Source organism: Pseudomonas sp. MD195_PC81_125, assembly GCF_014060985.1.
GTDB classification, from domain to species: domain Bacteria; phylum Pseudomonadota; class Gammaproteobacteria; order Pseudomonadales; family Pseudomonadaceae; genus Aquipseudomonas; species Aquipseudomonas parakoreensis.
In genome coordinates, this window is sequence record NZ_JABULD010000314.1 from 1 (window position 1) to 3080 (window position 3080).

A 3080-nucleotide genomic window follows, 5' to 3' on the forward strand; every position below is an offset into this window, starting at 1 on the left:
CATTGGAATGCATTTCAAAGGTGGGAGCGAGCCTGCTCGCGAAGGGGCCCTCACATTCAGCACAAATTCCCCTGCTGCACAGTAAATCCTCCTACACCCCCTCTTCACTTGATCCTACCCCCACGCAGGCCTACTCTAGACCTCGCGCAATCGTTTCACCCCTCCCCGCCGAATCGCTTCGCCCCGCAACTCCATGACAAGGAGGTTCCCGAATGTTCGATTTCCACCCCCAGCTCAAGCAGCGCTTCGCTGCCTTGCGCACGGGCGCCGAGTTTTTTTTCCCTGCGGTATGTGCGCGAGTCCGGCCAATACCTGTCGGTGCGCAAGAACGTCGCCGAACCGCCCAGCCTGAGCCGTGACGAGGGTGCGATGCTCACAGTCCGGGTCAACGGCGTCGAGGCTTATGCAGCGACCAACGACCTGTCGCAGCAAGGCCTGCAAGCCGCCCTGGAGCGCGCCGAACAGCAGGCCCGGCGACTGAAGCCCCACGCCTTGCTCGACCTGCGCGATCAGCCGGTATCCAGTGACCGCGCTGATTACTTTTCGCCCAATCTCGATCAACCCTTCCCGTCCCTGAGCGAATGTTTCGAACTGCTCGGCGCGGAATCCGCCTCGGTGCCAAAGGATGAGCGCCTGGTGCATTGGCAAGCGAGCATCGGCATCACCCACGTCGAACAGATTTACCTGAGCAGTGCCGGCGCCGAATTGCGCCAGGCCCAGCGCTTCGTTTATCCAAGCTTCGATGTCACCGCCTACGACGGCAACGACAGCCAGACCCGCTCCCTGGGCCGCGAGAACTTCGGTCAGCAGGGTGGCGCCGACGTGATCAGCCGTTGCGGTCTGGTCGGCGCCGGCCCGCAAGTGGCCGATCAGGCCCTGCAGTTGCTGCTCGCGCCAAATACCCCGCAAGGCCCGCGCGATCTGTTGCTGATGCCCGACCAGATGATGCTGCAGATCCACGAGTCCATCGGTCACCCGCTGGAGCTTGACCGGATCCTCGGTGACGAGCGCAATTACGCCGGCACCAGCTTCGTCAAAACCAGCGACTTCGGCAGCCTGCAATACGGTTCGAAGCTGCTCAACGTGACCTTCGATCCGGACATTCCCGAAGAGCTGGCCAGCTACGGCCACGATGACGACGGCAGCAAGGCCAGCAAACAATTCCTGATTCGCCAAGGCTTGCTGTTGCGGCCATTGGGCGGCGCACTGTCACAGTTCCGCGCCGGACTCGACGGCGTTGCCAACAGCCGCGCCTGCGGCTGGAACCGGCCACCGATCGACCGCATGGCCAACCTCAACATCGAGCCGGGCGATCAGTCGCTGACGCAACTGATCAGCGGCATCGAGCATGGCATTCTGATGAGCACCAACCGTTCATGGTCGATTGACGATGCGCGCAACAAATTCCAGTTCGGATGCGAGTGGGGGCAGTTGATCGAGAACGGTGAACTCAAGGGTGTGGTGAAAAATCCGAATTACCGAGGTATTTCCGCGCAGTTCTGGAAGAGTCTGCGCGCGGTCGGCGATGCCGGCACCCGAATGGTGCTGGGCACGCCAAACTGCGGCAAGGGCGAGCCGAACCAAGTGATCCGCGTCGGCCACGCTTCGCCGGCCTGCGTATTCAGCAACGTTGATGTGTTTGGGGGAGACGCCTGATGAGCATTTCGAAGAGTCAGTCCGACGCCTTCAAGATCATGGTCAATTGGCTGCGCGACAGTGTGCGCGAGCCGGAACAATTCACCCTCAGCTATGCCGCGGAATCCTCGGCGTTCGTGCGTTTCAATCACGCCAAGGTGCGTCAGGCCGGTCAGGTGCAGCAAGCCGACGTCGGGTTAAAGCTGATCAACGACGGCCGTCATGCCGACCTGCACATCACCCTGTCCGGTGATCAGGAAGCCGATCTGCAGCGCCTCGCCGAAGGCCTGCAACAACTGCGCGAAACCCTGCCGCTGCTGCCGCAGGATCCGTACCTGCTGCTAAACCACAACGGCTGGCAGAGCAACAACGTACAGCAACATCCGCTGCCGGACACCGAGCTAGTGGTCGAGGAAATCTGCACCGCGGCTGAAGGTCTGGATCTGGTCGGCTTCTATGCTGCCGGCCCGATCAGCCGTGGTTTCGCCAGCTCCTCGGGAGCATTTGGCTGGCATCAGGCCAACAGCTTCAACTTCGACTTCAGCCTGTTTCACGACAACGGCGAAGCGGTCAAGGCCAGCTACGCCGGGCACGAATGGAGCAGCGAAGGCTTCGCCCGGCGCTTCCAGCAGGCGCGCGAGCAACTGGCGTTTCTCGGTCGACCGTTGCGCACCCTCGCACCGGGGCAATATCGAGCGTATCTGGCGCCAGCCGCGCTGGAAGAAATCATGGGCATGCTCAGTTGGGGCGGGTTCTCCGCACAGTCGATCGCCAGCAAGAGCAGTCCGCTGCAGAAGCTGTATGTCGGTGATCAGGCGTTCAGCTCGCTGGTGTCGCTGGATGAAAAAGTCAGCGGCTCGTTGAGCCCGGCGTTCTCCGGCGAAGGCTATCCGCGCAGCGATCTGCGGCTGGTCATCGAAGGCAAGGCCGGCGATCAACTGGTCGGCTCGCGCAGTGCCGCCGAATACGGCCTGACCGCCAACGGCGCCAGCGGCGGTGAAATGCCGAGTGCACTGAACATGGCGGCCGGTGATCTGTCACAGGCAGAAATTCTCAAGCAGTTGGGCACCGGGCTGTACATCAGCAACTTGTGGTACCTGAACTACTCCGATCAACCGGCGGCGCGCCTGACCGGCATGACCCGCTTCGCGACCTTCTGGGTCGAGAACGGCGAGATTCAGGCGCCGGTCAGCACCATGCGTTTCGACGACAGCGCCTACAGCCTGCTGGGTTCGCAGCTGGAAGCATTGACCGCCGAGCGCGAGTTGCTGCTGTCGGCGAGCACGTATAGCCAGCGCAATACCTCGTCGGCGTTGTTGCCGGGGGCGCTGGTGAGCCGACTCACGCTAACCCTGTAAAAGCAAAACCTGTGGGAGCGAGCCTGCTCGCGAAAGCGGTAGATCAATCGACATCAATGTTGAATGAAATGGCCTCTTCGCGAGCAG

At 61.8% G+C, this 3080-nt stretch carries 1 protein-coding gene and 1 pseudogene; both read left to right on the top strand.

What is annotated here, in order from left to right:
- Positions 1–212: 212 nt before the first annotated feature.
- Positions 213–1656 (top strand): annotated as a pseudogene (locus HT737_RS13250) (TldD/PmbA family protein).
- Positions 1656–2993, top strand: a complete 1338-nt coding sequence (locus HT737_RS13255) for a TldD/PmbA family protein (protein ID WP_047297085.1) — start codon at positions 1656–1658, stop codon at positions 2991–2993. The pseudogene HT737_RS13250 and the gene HT737_RS13255 overlap by 1 nt, the downstream one beginning before the upstream one ends.
- Positions 2994–3080 lie beyond the last annotated feature (87 nt).